Consider the following 15,600-nt stretch of genomic DNA (forward strand, 5'->3'; position numbering starts at 1 on the left):
GGTGAGGGGGCGACATGGCCACACATCGCCTTCTGCGGGGGCGACGGGGGGCGACATGGCCACACATCGCCCCCGGAGGGGGCGTCGGGCTCAGGCGGCGCTCGCCGTCCGCCCCTCTGCGGCGGCCTGGTCGCGCAGGAGCGCGCCGGCGTCGGGGTTGCGCCGGTAGGCGTCCTCGGCGGCGCGGGCGACGTTGCGCTGCATGCCGCCGAAGACGACCGCGTGGAAGGGCACGATGCCCGTCCAGTAGAGGCGCCCGGGCAGCCCGCGGGGGTGGAACAGCGCGCGCTGGTGGAAGACGACGGCGTCGTCCGCCACCTCCCGGCCGATGCGCCCGGCCTCCTTCGCCTCGGCGCCCGTCTCCACGGACAGGTCGAGCCACGCCAGCCCGGGCAGGCGCATCTCGGCGCGCAGCCGCACGAGCCGCCCGGGCTCGATGGCCTCGACCCGCCACCAGTCGAGGGCGTCGCCGACCGACAGGTGCAGCGGGTCGCGCCGGCCGCGGCGCAGGCCGGGGCCGCCGAAGACCTGGTCGAGCACCCCGCGCGTCCACCACCCGAGCTGGAAGGAGTACCAGCCGTTGTCGCCGCCGATGCCCTGGAGCACCGCCCACAGGTGCTCGGCCGGCGCGTCGACGGTCGTGCTCCGGTCGTCGACGTAGAGGCGGCCGCCCGCCCAGTCGGGGTCGGTGGGCAGGGGCTCGCTGGGCGCACCGCGCAGGCTCGCCGAGCGCCACGACGTCTCGACCTCGTAGTCGCGGATCCTCGTCAGCGCCAGCCGCACGGACTCGTCGAAGCCGATGAGGCCGCCCTCGGGGTCGGGCACCCACTGCTTGATGTCGTCCTCCTTGCAGACGACGTCGTGCACGAGGCTGCCGATGAGCGGGCGGGCGATCTTCTTGGGGACCGGCGTGACCATGCCCGTCCAGTGCGACGCCAGGCCCGGGGTGAGCACGGGCAGCGGCACGATGACGCGCGGCTTGAGGCCCGCCACCGCGGCGTAGCGCTGCATCATCTGCCGGTAGGTGAGGACGTCGGGGCCACCGATGTCGAAGCCGCGGTTCGTGCCCTCCGGCAGGCGCGCCGCGCCCACGAGGTAGCGCAGGACGTCGCGCACCGCGATGGGCTGGATCTTGGAGGTGACCCACTTCGGCGTCACCATCGCCGGCAGCAGGTCGGTGAGGTTGCGCATCATCTCGAACGACGCCGACCCCGAGCCGATGATGACGGCCGCCTTGAGCACGACCGAGTCGACGCCGGAGGCCAGGAAGATGTCGCCGACCTCCTTGCGCGACCCGAGGTGCTCCGAGAGGTGCTCGCCCTCCGGGTACAGACCGCCGAGGTAGACGACGCGCCCGACGCCGACGTCGCGCGCGGCCGTGACGAAGGTGCGCGCGGTGTACCGGTCGAGCTGCTCGAAGTCCTTGCCCGAGCCGAGCGAGTGGATGAGGTAGTAGGCGACGTCGACCCCGCGGAGGGCGTCCTTGACCTGGTCGATGTCGTTGGCGTCCGCGTCGACGAGCTCGACGTCGTCGTACCAGGGGCGGTCCTGCAGGCGCTCGGGGCGCCGCGCCATCGCGCGCACGCGGTAGCCGGCCGTGAGCAGCTGGGGCACCAGCCGCCCGCCGATGTACCCGGTGACGCCGGTGACGAGGACGAGCGGGGCCCCGCCGTCGCCGCCCTCGGCCGCGACGACGGGGTCGACCGCCGTCGCGTCGGGGGAGACGTCCGCCCCGCGGTTCTCGCTGCCCCCGAGGTCGCCGTCCCCCGGCCCCTGGACGCCCCGCCCGGCCCCGGACGTGCCCGCCGCCTGCTCCGCGCTGCTCGTCATGCCCGCCATGGTCGCCCCGGGAAGGGAGGAGCGCGCGGCGGTCGGGGTGTCACCCGGTCGGGTGGCGTCCGGTCCTCGACGCGGCGCCTTCGCGAGCCCGCGCCATGATCGCGGTCGTGGCACGAGGGAGGCGGGGCGACGACGAGCCGTCCGTCGTCGTCGACCTCGAGGGGCTGCCGCGGATGTGGCGGTCCTGGCAGTCGCGGTGGTGGCCGTGGCTGTGGGCGACCCTCGCCGTGCTCTGGGCGGTCGGTCTGGTGATGGCGATCGCCGATGACGAGGGCGCTCGACAGGTCGTCCTGTCCGTCCTGCAGGTGGCCGTCAACTCGATGCTCGCCGTCTACTGGTCGACCTTCGCGGTTCGGCTGGAGCCGACCGGCTACCGCGTCGGCGGGGCGCCGGGGCGCGGGGAGCTGCGGCCGTGGTCGACCGTCGCCGAGGTCCGCGGTCCCAGCCGGTACACCCGGCGTGCGGAGATCCGCGGCACCACCGCGGCCGACACCGCCGTCCCGGTCGGCGGGATGACGGCCGAGCAGGCCGACGACCTGCAGCGCCGGCTCGTCGAGGCCCGGGCCAGAGCGGCGCAGACGACGTGACGGAGCCCGCCGACGAGGAGGCCGCCCCGCCGCTGCTCGTCGACGTCGGCGGTCTGCCGCAGCGCTTCCAGGACCCGCAGCAGCAGGTCGGGAGGCGATGGCTGCAGGCTCTCGTCGTCATCGGCGGCGCCGCCCTGCTGGTGTCCTTCGTGCTCGACCTCTCGGCGAGCTTCCCGAAGGTGCTCGGAGCCATGTGGCTCCTCCAGGGCGGTCTGGGCCTCCTGGTCGCGGCGCGCGTGCACGTCCGCCTCGAGCCCGAGGGCGTGCGCCGCGTCGGCCTGGTCGGCCGCGGCAGCGTCGTCCCGTGGTCGGCCGTGGCCGAGGTGCGGCCGCCGGACACCTTCCACCCGTCGTCCCACCTGCGGGGACCGGGCGGCCGCTTCGCCGAGACGACGGACCTGCCGGGGCTCGCCGCGGACGACGCCCGCGAGCTCGGGCGACGGCTGGACGACGCCCGGGCGCGCGCGCAGGAGGAGGCGTGACCGACCCGGTCGACGGCGAGGCGGCCTCCCTGCGCGTGGACGTCGACGGGCTGCCGCAGCGCATCGACCTGCCGACGACGAAGGCGCAGCGGCGCAGCTCGTGGGCCTACCTCGTGCTCGGGGTCGTCTACCTGGGCCTCCAACTCCTCTTCGGGGAGCTGCACGTGGCCTTCGTGGTGCTCGGCGTGGGTTGGGTCCTCCTAGGTGTGCTCGGGCTCGTGGTCCTGTCCCGCGCGCACCTCGTGCTCGAGCCGGAGGGAGTCCGCCACGTCGGCCTCCTAGGACGCACGCGTCTCAGGCCGTGGTCGGCCGTGGCCGAGGTGCGCCCGCCGGGCGCCTTCCACCCGTCGTCGTACCTCCGCCTCCCCGGCGGCCGTTTCGCGGAGACCATCGACCTGCCCGGCGTCTCCGCCGACGACGCCCGCGAGCTGCAGCGCCGCCTCGAGGCGGCGCGCACGGCCCCCGAGGAGGCGGAGCGGCCGCAGGCGTGAGGACCCGCGACCGGGGACGCGGAGCCGTGCGGACCGGGCCGGTCCGCACGGCTCCGCGTCCCCGGTCGACGTCGGCGAGCTGTCAGCGCGGGCTCACGGCACCCGCGCGACGTCCAGCCCGAGGTGGTGGCCGAGGAAGGCGAGCACGTCCGCGGTGAGCCCCGTCGAGCGGCTCAGCGAGCGAGCTCCGTGGCCGACGTCGGCCTCGCGGCGCAGGAGGACGGGCGCCTCGTCGACCGGGCGCGACGTCGCCACCTGCAGCGCCGCGCACGTCTTGCGGGCGTGGAGGGGGTCGACGCGGGAGTCGCCGTCGAAGACGGTGAAGAGCGTCGCCGGGTACGGCTGGTCGGCGCGCACGTGGTGGTACGGCGAGTGCGCCAGCAGCCAGCCCAGCTGCTCGGGGTCCTCCGCGTCGCCGTACTCCCCGGCCCACGTCCGGCCGAGGCCGTGGAGCTGGTAGCGGACCATGTCGAGCAGCGGCGCCGAGCACACGACGGCGCGGTAGCCGTCCGGACGGCGGGTGAGCGCCGCCCCGACGAGCAGGCCGCCGTTCGAGCCGCCGTAGATCCCCAGGCGCTCGCGCGTCGTCCACCCGCGGTCGACGAGGGCGTCGGCGGCCGCCTCGAGGTCCTCGTAGACGCGCGGCTTCTCGGGGCCCATGCCGGCGCGGTGCCACTCCTCGCCCTCCTCGCCGCCGCCGCGCAGGCCCGCCTCGGCCCACACGCCGCCCGAGCGCACCCACGCGAGCGTCGTCGCGGACCACGTCGGGCGCAGCGAGACGCCGAAGCCGCCGTAGCCGTAGAGGACGAGCGGGGCGCTCGCGAGGGGCGCGCCGGCGTCGTCCAGCGCGTCCGCGCGGGCGGTGACGAGGACCCGCACGGTCGTGCCGTCCGCGCTCGTGACCTCGAGCTGCTGCGTCGTCGTCGGCACGTCGGGCTCGGCGGCGTCGAGGGCCCCGGGCGGGCCCTCGACGACCTCGACCTCGCCCGTGCGCGCGTCGAAGCGGTGCACGTGCGGCAGCGTCGTCGGGTCGGTGAAGGTGAACCACGCCTCGTGGCCGCCCTCCGGGCGGGAGACGAGCCCGCCGACGCTCCCCGTGCCGGGCAGCACGACCTCCGCGCGCAGGGCGCCGTCGGCCAGGTCGTGGACGGTCACGCGGCTGACGGCGTGCGTCGTCCAGGCCGCCAGCAGCACGGGCGCGTCGCCGAGCTCGGGGCCGTCGAGCACCGTCCAGCCCTCGAGGACGGCGTCGTCGCGCTCGGCGAGCAGGTCCCGCCACCCGTCCGGGCCGGGCTCGTGCGGGTCGGCGACGGCGAGGCGGCCGCGCGGCGCGCCCAGGTCGGTGCCCACGTACAGGCGCCCGTCGCGGCCGACCCGCGCGGAGGTGCTCGCGTCCTCGCCCACGACCACCTCGCGCAGCGGGGGAGCGGCCGCGGCGGCGGACCCCTCGCCGAGGTCGGCGAGCCACACGTCGCTGCGGGGGTCCGTGCCGATCGCCGCGGTGACCGACAGCCACCGCCCGTCGCGGGAGACCGAGGCGCCGTAGTAGGTGCGCAGGTCGCGCCCCGCGCCGAAGACCTCGACCTCCTCGGACTCCGGGGCGCCGACGGTGTGCAGGACGACGCGGCGGTGGAACTGCTCCTCGCCCTCCGGCACGAGCTCGGGGGCGAGCCGCCGCACGCAGTAGTAGGCGCTCCCGCCGGGGAGCCAGGCGACGGGGGAGTACCGGGCGCGGTCGACCGGCCCGTCGACGACCTCGCCGGTCGCCACGTCGAGCACGCGCAGGACGCTCTCCTCCGAGCCGCCCTCGGAGAGCTGGTAGGCCAGGAGGTCGCCCTCGAGGCTCGGCTGCCAGGCGTCGAGCGTCGTCAGCCCGCTCGGGTCGAGCGCCGCCGGGTCGAGCAGGACCCGCTCGACCTCGGCGCCGTCGGTCCCCGGCTCGCGCACGAGGAGGACCGCGTGCTCGCCGCCGGGCTCGCGGCGGGTGGAGAAGCGGCGCTCGCCGCGCCACACCGGGACACCGACGGAGCCCGCGCCGAGCAGCCCGCGCAGCCGCTCCTCGGCCTCGTCGCGGCCGGCCCAGCGGGCGCGGTGCTCGGCGAGGAGGGCGTCCTGCGCCGCGGACCACGCCCGGGCGTCCTCGCCCGCGGCGTCCTCGAGCCAGCGGTAGGGGTCCGCCACCCGCGCGACCGGGTCCGCCGCCGGGAGCGCCTCGACGACGTCGTCGCGCCGGGCCGGCGGGTACGGCCGGGGCGAGGCCGAGGCCTCGGGGCCGTGCAGGGGCAGGTCGGCGCCGGGAGAGGTCACGAGCGGCACCGTACGGGCGCCCGGCGAGCCGTCGTCATCGGCGTCGTCCGCGCAGCGACCTGCACACGGGCCGGTCGCGCGGCGTCACCGCAGGTCAGGCGCGTGCGGTGCGCGTCCGTGGTCCGTCGTGCAGGTCGCCCGTGCGGGAGTCGCCGTCTGCCTGGGGTCAGGAGCGGTACAGGCCCTGGGCGTAGGAGGGCCCGTAGTAGCGCTCGAGCTCCTCGAGCGAGGCCTCGGGGCGCTCCAGCGCGCGGGCGATGCGGGGGCGGGCGGGGACGGCGTCCGGGTCCCACGTCTCCGGGTCCCACAGGTGCGAGCGCAGGAAGGCCTTGGAGCAGTGGTGGAAGACCTGCTCCACCTCGACGAGCAGCGCGAGCACGGGCCGGTGGCCCTCGACCACGAGGTCGTCGAACCAGGGGGCGTCGCGCACGAGCCGGGCGCGCCCGTTGACCCGCAGGGTGTCGCCGCGGCCCGGCACGAGGAAGAGGAGGCCGACGTGCGGGTTGGCGAGGACGTTGCGGAAGCCGTCCACCCGCCGGTTGCCCGGGCGCTCGGCCAGGGCGACCGTCCGGTCGTCGAGGACGAGGACGGAGCCTGCCGGGTCGCCCTTCGGGGAGACGTCGCACGTGCCGTCGGCACCGGCGGTCGCGAGCAGCCAGAACGGCGACGCCGCGAGCCAGGCCCGGTCGAGGTCGTGCAGGCGGTTCCGCTCCTTGCGGACGGCGCCCGCCGACGGCTCACCGACGAGCGCCCTCAGCTCGGCCTCGTCGGCCACGTCGACGACACCTCGCTCGTGCCCCCGCTGGTCCTGCTGCGCGTCCACGGGGGCGATCCTCCACCCGCAGGAGGGCCGACGGGGCGGTGGTGCGGCCCCCTGCGCCGCACCACCGCCCCCTGTCCCGAGAGCCCCGCCCCCCGGAGCCGCGCCCCGTGGGGCGGGGCTCTGAGGGTCGGAGCCTCAGCCGGCCATGGCCGCCACGGGCGGCACGGCGGCGGCTCGTCGGGCCGGCAGCAGCGAGGCGACCATCCCGGCGAGCGTCGCCACGGCGACGACGGCGGCGACCTGCAGCCAGGGGACGTCGAGGACGACCGGCGCGGCGGAGGCGAGGACGGCCGACGTGCCGGCCAGGCCGAAGGCGACGCCCAGCCCGACGCCGAGCAGGGAGGCGACCCCGGCGACGAGCCCGGCCTCCCACAGCAGGGTCCTGCGGACGTCGCGGGCCGGCTGCCCGAGCGCGCGCAGGAGGCCCAGCTCCTGGCGCCGCTCGACGACGGACAGCGCGAGCGTGTTGCCCACGCCGACGAGCGCGATGACGACGGCGACGCCGAGCAGCGCGGTGACGACGAGGAGCAGGACGTCGAGGACCTGGTCGAGGCCCTGCCGCACGAGCACGGCCCCGGCGACGTAGGAGTCCGGCGCGGCGGACGACACCGTCGTGGTCAGGGCGTCGACCGTCTCGCCGGCGCCGCGACCCTCGGGGTCCGCGACGGCGGCCCAGACCTCCGCCACGGGCGCCGCGGCGGCGAGCCGCTCCAGGTCGGCCTCCGCGACCACCGGGAGGTCGTTGCGGCCGCCGACGCGGACGACGAGGTCGGCCGTCCCCGTCGGGCCCGTGGCGGTGAGGACGTCGCCGTCCGCGAGGCCGTTGACGAAGGCGTAGCCGGGCCCCACGCGCACCTCCCCCGCCGCCGGGGCGCCGGCCGTCGACGAGCGCACCACGCCGTCGACGTCCGCGGGCAGGCCGAGCAGGGGCTGCTCCGTCACGTCGCCCAGGTCGACGAGCGCCCCGCGCACCGCGGCCGCCCCGGTGACCCCGGGCGTGCCCGCCACCGCGGGGAGCAGGTCCTCCGGGAGGCCCGGCCCGTCGAAGTACCCCGCGTCGACCACCTGCACGTCGGCCGGGTACTGGGCCTCCAGCTCCGTCGTCGTCGTCGCCCGCACCGAGGCGGCGCCGACGACGAAGGTGCTCACGAGGGTGACGCCCACGAGCAGGGCCGTGGCGGTGGCCGCCGTGCGCCGCGGCACGCGGACGGAGTTGCGGGCGGCCAGGCGGCCGGGCACGCCGCCGACGCGCGCCAGGAGCCGCCCGACGAGGCCGACGGCGGCGGGCACGCCGCGCTGGCACAGGAGGACGACGCCCAGGAAGGTCGGGACGCCGGCCGCCAGGGCCAGCAGCAGCTCGCCGCGCAGCGAGGTCCAGGTCAGCGCGACGGCCCCCGGCACGGCGAGGAGCAGGCCGGCGACGAGCCGCGCCACCCCGCCGCGCGAGCGCAGCGGCGCCACGTCCAGCGGGCGCAGGGCCGCGAGGGGGGCGACGCGCGTGGCGGCGCGCGCCGGGCTCGTCGCGGCGACGACGGTGACGAGGGTGCCGAGCACGAGCCCGACGACCACGGCCCACCACGGCACCGACAGCCCCTGCAGGGGGATCGGCGCGTCGGTGCGGGCGACCACCGCCGAGCCGGCCGCCGTGATCGCGATGCCCAGCGCCGTCCCGAGCGCCGAGGCGGCGAGCCCCGTGGCCAGGGCCTCGAGGAGGACGCCACGGCGCAGCTGGGCGCGCGAGGCGCCGACGCAGCGCAGGAGCGCGAGCTCGCGGGTCCGCTGCGCGAGGAGCACGGCGAACGTGTTGGCGATCACCAGGCCCGCGACGAGGACCGAGACGACGGCGAAGGCCAGCAGCACCGAGACCAGCTGCAGGGCGCCGCCCGTCGTCTCGGAGACGACCGCGTCGGTGGCGTCGTCCGCCGTCTGCGCGGCCACGGGGACCCCGAGGGCGTCGGTGGCCGCGGCCGCGACGGCGGACGCCAGCGCCTGGGCGTCGGTGCCCGGCGCGGCCGCCACCCGCAGCTCCTCGGACGAGGTGGACGAGCCCCATGCCGCCACCTGGTCGGCCGTCACGGCGAGCCGCGGGGTGACGGAGGCCGTGGGGTCACCTCCGGTGTCGAGGACGCCGACGACCTCCAGCCGCTGCGGCGCCGGCGCGGCCGGCTCCTCGTCCTCGGCCGTCGCGAGGGGCGGCTCGGGCTGGACGGTGACGACGTCGCCCGGGACGGCGCCCACCCGCTCGGTGACGGCGACCTCGCCGGGGCGCTCGGGGAGGCGGCCGTCGCCCACCTGCTGCCAGCGCAGGGGCGAGCCGACGGGCTGGACGGGCACGAACTGCGCGGTCGTGGCGGCGCCGTCCTCGCCCTCGGAGCCGCCGGTCGACACGGAGGCGTAGGTGGTGGTGTCGAGGGCCACGTCCGTGACGCCGTCGACGGCGCGCACGGCGTCCACGGCCCCCGCGAGGGACGGCGGGACGGCGAAGGGGTCGTCGGCGTCGGCGGGCGGCACGTCGGTCGGGGCCTCGACGACGGCCGCCGCGGGCAGGTACGGCGCCGCGAGCGCGGCGCGCACGGTGGCGGCGGCGGTCGAGCCGCCGACGAGGGTGACGACGACGAAGGCGACCGCGATGACGACGGCGGTGGCGCTCGCGAGCAGACGGCCCGCGTGGTGGCGGACCTGGGCGAGGGTGAGGCGCAGCACGGCTCAGCCCCCGAGCGCCGCGAGGGCGGAGAGGACGGACTCGGCCGTGGGGGCGTGCACCTCGCCCGCGAGGCGGCCGTCGGCGAGGAGCACGACGCGCTCGGCGTAGGACGCGGCGACCGGGTCGTGGGTGACCATGACGACGGTCTGGCCCGTCTCGCGGACGGCGCTGCGGAGCAGCGAGAGCACCTCGGCGCCCGCGCGGGAGTCGAGGTTGCCGGTCGGCTCGTCGGCGAAGACGACGTCGGGGCGCGGCAGGAGGGCGCGGGCGACGGCGACGCGCTGCTGCTGCCCGCCGGACATCTCGGACGGCCGGTGGTGCAGGCGCTGCCCCAGCCCGAGGCGGCCGACCACCTCGTCGAACCAGGCCGGGTCCGGCTGCCTCCCGGCGAGGGCGAGGGGGAGCACGGCGTTCTCGTGCGCCGTCAGCACCGGCACGAGGTTGAAGGACTGGAAGACGAAGCCGATGCGGTCGCGCCGCAGGCGGGTGAGCTGCTTCTCCCTCAGGCCGGTGATCTCGGTCGAGCCCACCCACGCGCGGCCGCTCGTCGCCGTGTCGAGGCCGGCGAGGCAGTGCAGCAGCGTGGACTTGCCCGAGCCGGAGGGCCCCATGACGGCGGTGAAGGTGCCGCGGCCCACGCAGACGTCGACGCCGTCGAGCGCGGTGACGGCCGCGTCGCCGCGGCCGTGGACCTTGGTGAGCCCCTCGGCCCGCACGGCGGCGGTCGTGGCGTCGGGCCGCGAGCCCGCGGGGCGCGCGGCGGCGGTCGGTCCGGTCATCGGGGCGGACGGGGCGGGGTGCACGGGGCCTCCTGGCGGCGAGCGGGCGGCGGCCGGGAACGGCTGCCGCAGCGGACGTCCGGACGCTAGGGACGCGGCCGTGCGCCCCGCGTCGGCCGCAGGTCTGCTCCTCGCGCGGCCGCACGTCGGCCCCAGCGGGGACGTCCTCCGCCGGTGCGTCCCGTCCGGGGCGCCGCGGGTCAGACCCTGGTGGGACGCCGAGGTGCGCGGTGCGGCCGGACGGGCGGGTCGTCAGCCCTCGGCGTCGCGCAGGAGGTCCTCGGGCCGCACGAGCCCGCAGCGGTAGGCCAGGACGACCGCCTGCACGCGGTCGCGCGAGCCCGTCTTGGCCAGCACGCGGCCGACGTGGGTCTTCACCGTGGCCTCGGAGACGAAGAGGCGCGCCATGAGGTCGGTGTTGCTGGCGCCGCGCGCCATGAGCTCGAGCACCTCGCGCTCGCGGGGCGTCAGCGCCTCGAGCGCGGCGGCGTCCGCGGCCCGGGCGGGGGCCGGTGCCCCCGCGGGGGCGGCGCCCGCTCCCCCCGGGGCGGCCGGCGCGGCGGCGCCGTCGTGCTCGTCGGCGAGCAGGGGCCCGACGTGCTGCAGCAGGGCCCGGGTGGCGCGCGCGGCGATGACGGCGTCGCCGGCGTGCACCGTGCGGACGGCGGCCAGGAGCTCCTCCGGCTCGGCGTCCTTGAGGAGGAAGCCGCTCGCGCCGGCGCCGATGGCGCTGACGACGTACTCGTCGAGGTCGAAGGTCGTCAGGACGACGACCCGGGGGGCGCCGTCACCGGAGGTGAGCCGGCGCGTGGCCTCGATGCCGTCCATGCGGGGCATCCGGACGTCCATGAGGACGACGTCGGCCTCGACCTCCGCCAGCAGGGCGAGCGCGGCGGCGCCGTCGCCGGCCTGGCCGACGACCGCGAGGTCGGGCTGGCTGTCGATGACCATGGCGAAGCCCGTGCGCACGAGCGGCTGGTCGTCGACGAGGACGACGCGGACGGCGTCGGCCGCGCTCACCGACGGGCCTCTGCGCGGGCGGTCGCCGCGGCACCGGCCCGGTCGGCCGCCGGCGGCTCGTCCGGCACGAGCGCGCGCACGCGCCAGCCGCCGCCCGGGGCCGGGCCCGCCTCCACCGACCCGCCGGTGAGCGCGGCCCTCTCGCGCATGCCGACGAGGCCCTGCCCGCCGGGCGGGGCGGGCGCGGCGCCCGCCCCGCGCCCGTCGTCGAGGACCTCCAGCGCCACGGCGCCCTCGAGCCAGCGCACGCGCACGACGGCGCTCGCCCGCGGGCCGGCGTGCTTGAGGACGTTGGTCAGCGACTCCTGCGCGATGCGGTGGACGGCGAGCCCCGGGCTCGGCGGCAGGGGGCGTCGCTCGCCGTGCTCCTCCAGGCGGACGTCGAGGCCGCCCGCGCGCAGGTCCTCCACGAGGTCCGCGAGGTCGCCCGCCCCCGGCTGCGGCGTCCGGCGGGCGGCCCCGTCCTCGCGCAGGACGCCGAGGAGCCCGCGCATGTCCGCCAGCGCCTGCCGACCCGTGCCCGCGATGGTCTCGAGCGCACGGACCGCGGCGGCCGGGTCGGCGCGAGCGGCGTAGCGCCCGCCGTCGGCCTGCGCCACGACGACGGCGAGGGAGTGGGCGACGACGTCGTGCATCTCGCGGGCGATGCGCGCCCGCTCGGCGGCCGCCGCGATGACCGCCTGCTGGTCGCGCTCCGCCTCGAGGAGGCGCGCGCGCTCGGTGAGGGCCGCCTCGTGCGACACGCGCACCCGCGAGAGCTGGCCGATGGACCACGCGGCGACGACGAGGAGCGAGAGGGCGCTCCCGGCGGCGGCCGCGGCGACGAGGTCCCCGGAGGGGAGGGCCACGAAGCGCGCCGTGGCCGCTCCCGCGGCCAGGACCCCGACCACGAGGACGGCCCGCCCGTCGCGCCGCGTGCCGTAGGCGGTGACGGAGTGGACCGTGACGAGGACGGCCACGAGGCCGGGGTTGGCGGAGTCCCCGACGAGGAGGACGAGCAGACCCGCCGCCACGACGAGGCCGAAGGTCAGCCGCGGCGCCGTGCGGCGCCACACCAGGGGCGCCACGAGGAGCAGCGACAGCAGCCACGTCTGCGGGCCGGCGCCGGGCGAGGCGTTCGCGGGGACCACGAGGAAGAGCGCGAGCAGGGCGGTCGTGCCGACGTCCACGGCGCGCCGGTGGCGCCGCGACCAGGCGGCCGCCCGCTCGATCGCGGAGGGCGGCTCGACGGTCCGCGGGCCGGTCCGGGGGTCTCGGTCGACGTCCGGGGCGACGTCACGGTCGAGGGCCTGCTCCGCGGGGCGGCGAGCGCCGGGGCCGGCCTCCGGACCGGCGCCCCGCCGGCGTCCGGCCTCGGCGCCCGCGTACCGCTCGGGGGCGTCCTGGGGGCTCACCCGGCGACCGTAGCCGCGGGCGGCGGACGGGGTCGTCAGCCTCTGGTCGGAGGTCGCGCGCCCTCCGCGGCCGCCCGCGGGGCCGGCGGGCGCCGTCGCGGAGGCCGTCGCCACCGGGCCGACCCGGGGCCGCTCTGGCAGGATCCGAGCCGCCCTCGCGCCCCCGCGGCGACCACCCCGCGGCCGGTCCGACCCGCCCCCCGCGCACCCCGGACGGAGCACCATGCCCGACGCCACCGCCACCGCCGACGGGGCGCTGCCCTCGCCGGCCCTCAAGGAGCTCGCCGGCCGCTACGGCGTCGCCGTCGAGTACGACGACTGGCAGGGGAACCACCTCGACGTGCCCGCGAGCACGGTCGTCGCCGTCCTCGCGGCCCTCGACGTCGACGCGGACGGCGAGGACGCCGTGGAGGCCGCCCTCGCCGAGGTCGACCTCGCCCCCTGGCGCGCCGTGCTGCCGCCCGTCGTCGTGCTCCGCGACGGGCGCGTCGGCGAGGTGGCCGTCCACGTGCCCCACGGGCAGCCGGTCGCCTGCGAGGCGGTGCTGGAGGACGGCCGCTCGGTGCCGCTGGCCCAGCTGGACCGCTGGACCGACCCGCGCGAGGTCGACGGCGCCCTCGTCGGCCGCGCGACCTTCGCCGTCCCCGCCGACACCCCGCTCGGCTGGCACGAGCTGCGGGTGCGGGTCGGCGCCGTCCCGGGCGGCGCGGAGCCCACCGCGACGGCGCCGCTCGTCGTGACGCCGTCGGTGCTCGAGCTGCCCGCGGGGGTGCGCGACGGGCAGCACTGGGGCCTCATGGTGCAGCTGTACTCGGTGCGTTCCCGGCTCTCCTGGGGGCTGGGGGACGCCGCCGACCTCGCGGAGCTGGCGAGCTGGAGCGGCGGCGAGCACGGCGCGGACTTCGTGCTCGTCAACCCCCTGCACGCCGCGGAGCCCGTGGCGCCGATGGAGCCCTCGCCGTACCTGCCGACGACGCGCCGCTTCGTCAACCCGGTCTACATCCGGGTCGAGGACGTCCGCGAGACGGCGTACCTGCCGTCCGCGGACCGCGCGCTGCTGGAGTGGGCGGCCGAGGAGCAGCGGGCCGCCTCGGCCGCCGGCGCGCTCGTGGACCGGGACGCCGTCTGGGCCGCCAAGCGCTCGGCGCTGCGCACCGTCTTCGACGCCGGCCGCACCGCGGCCCGCGCGGCCGACTTCGCCGCCTTCCGCGAGCGGGAGGGGAAGGGCCTCACCGACTTCGCGACGTGGTGCGCCCTGGCCGACCGCCACGGGCTGCCGTCCTCGCAGTGGCCGGAGGGGGCGCACGACCACGGCAGCCGCGAGCAGGAGCGGCTCGTCACCGAGGTGGCCGACGACGTCCGGTTCCACGAGTGGCTGCAGTGGGTCGTCGACGAGCAGCTGGACGCCGCGCAGCGCACCGCCACGCGCGCCGGCATGGCGCTCGGGGTCGTCCACGACCTGGCCGTGGGCGTGCACCCGACGGGGGCCGACACGTGGACCCTCGGGCCCGCGCTCGCCCGCGGCATCACGGTCGGCGCCCCGCCGGACGCCTTCAACCAGCAGGGGCAGGACTGGAGCCAGCCGCCGTGGCGGCCCGACGGCCTGGCCCGGCTCGGCTACGCGCCCTACCGGGACATGATCCGGACCGTCCTGCGCCACGCGGGCGGCGTCCGCGTCGACCACGTCATGGGCCTCTTCCGGCTGTGGTGGGTGCCCGCGGGCCTCGGCCCGGAGGCCGGCACCTACGTGCGATACGACCACGAGGCGATGGTCGGCATCCTCGCGCTGGAGGCACAGCGCGCCGGTGCCGTCGTCGTCGGGGAGGACCTCGGCGTCGTCGAGCCGTGGGTGCGCGACCACCTGCGCGAGCGCGGCGTGCTGGGCACGTCCGTGCTGTGGTTCGAGCGGGACGGCGACGGCGCGCCCCTGCCGCCCGAGCGGTGGCGCGAGCTGTGCATGGCCACCGTGACGACGCACGACCTCCCGCCCACGGCGGGCTACCTGGCGGGCGAGCACATCGACCTGCGCGACCGGCTGGGCCTGCTCACCCGCGACGTCGAGGAGGAGCGCCGCGTCGACGAGCGCGACCGCGCGTCGGTGCTCGCCCAGCTGTCCGAGCGCGGGCTCGTGCCGGAGGACCCGACGGAGCGCCAGCTCGTCGACGGCCTCCACCGGCTGCTGCGGGCGGCGCCCAGCCGCCTGCTCGGCGTCTCGCTGCCGGACGCGGTGGGCGAGAGGCGCACCCAGAACCAGCCGGGGACCTACGACCAGTACCCCAACTGGCGGGTGCCGCTGGGCGACTCCTCCGGCGACCCGGTGCTGCTGGAGGACCTGCCCGGCCTGCCGCGCGTGCGCTCGCTGCTGCGGGCCCTGCTCAGCGACGACCCGCCGCGCTGAGGCGGCAGGCCTCCGCCCAGCGGTCCGGGGCGGGGGCCGCCGCGGGGTCCCTGTCGCCGCGCACGAGCGCGACGGCGTCCACGAGCAGGTCGTGCAGGAGCGCGTCGGCGTCGACGCCGCAGGCCCCGGCGACGCCGGCGACCGACAGGCTGACGGCGGACGGCGCCCCGTGGCGCAGGTACCCGCGCACCCACCGGTCCGCCGCGCCGCCGCCCCGGTGACCGGCCCGCGCCCGAGGCCCGGTGGTCTCGGTGAAGCGCCGGGCCCACGCCGCGGCGCCCGGCACCCGGGCGAGCGCCGCGCGCGCCGCCTCGGAGGGCTCGCCGCCGGACCGCCCCTCGAGGTGCGCGAGGACCTCCTCGCCGGCCAGCAGCGCCACCGCCAGGGCGTGCTGGCGCTCCATCGCGGACACGGGCAGCGCCGCCGCGGTGCACAGCAGGGCCAGGCGCACGTCCGTGGCCGGGTCGTCGTCGTGCAGGCCCACGACCGAGGGCACGAGCCGGCCCAGGCGCGCGCGGCCGGTGTCGCTCGTGCGGTCGTTGACGTCGCGGGCCAGCCGGGCGAGCAGGGGGTGGGTGCAGGCGGGGTGGTCGCTCCAGCGCTCGCCGGCGAGGTAGGAGGCCATCTCCATGAAGCAGGCGCCCGTGCGGGGCGTCCGGTGCCGCCCGCGCGCGAGGACGGGCATCGAGGTCGGGGCGGCGGTGCGGGCGTCGTCGAGCACGGTGGCCTCCGGGGGCTGCGCGGCGTCCGGCCCGGGCTGGGCCGACGACGGGCGT

General features: G+C 78.1%; 12 protein-coding genes. 4 read left to right on the forward strand and 8 right to left on the reverse strand.

Going from position 1 to position 15,600, the window contains the following annotated elements; genetic code table 11:
• Positions 1 to 90: 90 nt before the first annotated feature.
• On the reverse strand, positions 91 to 1,830 hold the full coding sequence (locus tag Q0789_RS09495) for an SDR family oxidoreductase (RefSeq protein WP_298804530.1): 1,740 nt from the start codon (positions 1,828 to 1,830) through the stop codon (positions 91 to 93).
• A 116-nt stretch (positions 1,831 to 1,946) separates the two neighbouring features.
• Here Q0789_RS09495 and Q0789_RS09500 point away from each other — a divergent pair, with 116 nt between their 5' ends.
• Genes Q0789_RS09500 through Q0789_RS09510 form a run of 3 tightly spaced genes read left to right on the forward strand, consistent with a single transcriptional unit; the run spans position 1,947 to position 3,399 of the window.
• Positions 1,947 to 2,426: a hypothetical protein gene (locus tag Q0789_RS09500; RefSeq protein WP_298804532.1), complete on the forward strand. Its 480-nt coding sequence runs from the start codon at positions 1,947 to 1,949 to the stop codon at positions 2,424 to 2,426.
• Complete coding sequence (locus tag Q0789_RS09505) at positions 2,423 to 2,908, forward strand: PH domain-containing protein (protein WP_298804534.1); 486 nt, start codon at positions 2,423 to 2,425, stop codon at positions 2,906 to 2,908. Before Q0789_RS09500 ends, Q0789_RS09505 begins: the two co-directional genes overlap by 4 nt.
• A complete protein-coding gene (locus Q0789_RS09510) occupies positions 2,905 to 3,399 on the forward strand; it encodes a PH domain-containing protein (protein WP_298804535.1) in 495 nt (164 codons plus the stop codon). Before Q0789_RS09505 ends, Q0789_RS09510 begins: the two co-directional genes overlap by 4 nt.
• Positions 3,400 to 3,492: 93 nt before the next feature.
• Here Q0789_RS09510 and Q0789_RS09515 read toward each other — a convergent pair whose 3' ends face one another.
• The 6 genes from Q0789_RS09515 to Q0789_RS09540 all read right to left on the reverse strand — a co-directional run bounded on the left by Q0789_RS09515 (position 3,493) and on the right by Q0789_RS09540 (position 12,426).
• On the reverse strand, positions 3,493 to 5,706 hold the full coding sequence (locus Q0789_RS09515) for a prolyl oligopeptidase family serine peptidase (protein ID WP_298804536.1): 2,214 nt from the start codon (positions 5,704 to 5,706) through the stop codon (positions 3,493 to 3,495).
• Positions 5,707 to 5,872: 166 nt separating this feature from the next.
• Positions 5,873 to 6,529 carry a pyridoxamine 5'-phosphate oxidase family protein gene (locus Q0789_RS09520; protein ID WP_298804538.1) on the reverse strand — a complete coding sequence of 219 codons (657 nt, stop codon included), beginning with the start codon at positions 6,527 to 6,529 and terminating at the stop codon, positions 5,873 to 5,875.
• A gap of 135 nt (positions 6,530 to 6,664) precedes the next feature.
• Complete coding sequence (locus Q0789_RS09525) at positions 6,665 to 9,232, reverse strand: ABC transporter permease (RefSeq protein ID WP_298804540.1); 2,568 nt, start codon at positions 9,230 to 9,232, stop codon at positions 6,665 to 6,667.
• 3 nt (positions 9,233 to 9,235) lie between these two features.
• The gene (locus Q0789_RS09530) at positions 9,236 to 10,012 is read right to left on the reverse strand and encodes an ABC transporter ATP-binding protein (protein WP_298804543.1); all 777 of its coding nucleotides are present in this window, start codon (positions 10,010 to 10,012) and stop codon (positions 9,236 to 9,238) included.
• Positions 10,013 to 10,264: 252 nt separating this feature from the next.
• The gene (locus Q0789_RS09535) at positions 10,265 to 11,032 is read right to left on the reverse strand and encodes a response regulator transcription factor (RefSeq protein WP_298804545.1); all 768 of its coding nucleotides are present in this window, start codon (positions 11,030 to 11,032) and stop codon (positions 10,265 to 10,267) included.
• On the reverse strand, positions 11,029 to 12,426 hold the full coding sequence (locus Q0789_RS09540) for a histidine kinase (protein WP_298804547.1): 1,398 nt from the start codon (positions 12,424 to 12,426) through the stop codon (positions 11,029 to 11,031). Before Q0789_RS09540 ends, Q0789_RS09535 begins: the two co-directional genes overlap by 4 nt.
• A 223-nt stretch (positions 12,427 to 12,649) precedes the next feature.
• Here Q0789_RS09540 and malQ point away from each other — a divergent pair, with 223 nt between their 5' ends.
• Positions 12,650 to 14,824 carry a 4-alpha-glucanotransferase gene (gene malQ, locus Q0789_RS09545; RefSeq protein ID WP_298804549.1) on the forward strand — a complete coding sequence of 725 codons (2,175 nt, stop codon included), beginning with the start codon at positions 12,650 to 12,652 and terminating at the stop codon, positions 14,822 to 14,824.
• On the opposite strand, the gene Q0789_RS09550 is transcribed toward malQ, so the two are convergent.
• A complete protein-coding gene (locus Q0789_RS09550) occupies positions 14,802 to 15,545 on the reverse strand; it encodes a hypothetical protein (RefSeq protein WP_298804551.1) in 744 nt (247 codons plus the stop codon). The genes malQ and Q0789_RS09550 overlap by 23 nt on opposite strands.
• Positions 15,546 to 15,600 lie beyond the last annotated feature (55 nt).

This window comes from uncultured Pseudokineococcus sp., from assembly GCF_947499845.1.
Taxonomy (GTDB): domain Bacteria; phylum Actinomycetota; class Actinomycetes; order Actinomycetales; family Quadrisphaeraceae; genus Pseudokineococcus.